This window comes from uncultured Formosa sp. (genome assembly GCF_947500765.1).
In the GTDB taxonomy this organism is placed as follows: Bacteria; Bacteroidota; Bacteroidia; order Flavobacteriales; family Flavobacteriaceae; genus Formosa.
This window is the reverse complement of sequence record NZ_CANMTH010000049.1, coordinates 1-847: the sequence shown is the minus strand read 5'-3', so window position 1 is coordinate 847 and position 847 is coordinate 1. Positions and strand designations below refer to the sequence as shown.

The following is an 847-nucleotide window of genomic DNA, read 5'->3' as shown; positions in this document are numbered from 1 at the left end:
CAACGGTTTGTATAAGATTAGTTGCGTCGTTTAAGCACCTAATTTAGCAAATACAAACCGAATAGAAAATCCGCGAGGATTTTCGTAAGTAGGCTTGCACTAGCAATTAATTTTATACGGTGTTACCAGCTGGTTTTATTCAAATTTCCTATAATATGTTTTTTCCTGCCCTAAAAATCCAACTTCAGGTTCAAATGTCAGAGGATACAATTTTTTCCCTTTAAGTACAAAGGCTTTTGTCATCCAGTCCAATATTGCAATGTCTCCAGTCTCTTCACTTTCCGATGCAAAAATCTCAATATGATTTTTATCCGTTTCTGGTCTGAAAATAGAGTCAGTCAGGTTTATTAAATCATCGTTAATTTCCATTTTTAAAACATCCTTAATTTCAATATTTTTGACTTTAGTTCTTGTTATTGTTAAAACTCCGTTTTCGTTAGTTTTAATGAATTTACCATTATTAATAGATACATACCATTCCCAATTTTCTATGTCAGTTATTCCTTTTTCAGCCAGTCGTTGATATTTTATCTCAATTTTTGTTGAATCAGAATTTTTGTATTCTTTCTCAATGATTTTAGATTTTGCAGAGTACAGAACTTTATCAGGATTTAATTTTAGAGTATCTCCTATTTTTTTATACGTACCAGTTAATGTTCCACTACCTAAAATGTCTTGATGATATTGATATTCAAAAGTTCCATTTTTTTTGAATTTATATACAAAACAATTGGGGCCAAATTCACAAATGTTGTGCTTGAACTTTCCATCAATTTGAGCAATCGAGCTCAATGATATTAATAATATCAATATTTGTAGTACTGCTTTTTTCAACTTGCTGGTAACG

Annotated in this window: 1 protein-coding gene; it reads right to left on the bottom strand. The window is 30.6% G+C overall.

Going from position 1 to position 847, the window contains the following annotated elements:
* Window positions 1–135 precede the first annotated feature (135 nt).
* Window positions 136–847: hypothetical protein (locus tag Q1B05_RS18545; RefSeq protein WP_299782947.1), on the bottom strand; the 712-nt coding region annotated here is incomplete at its 5' end.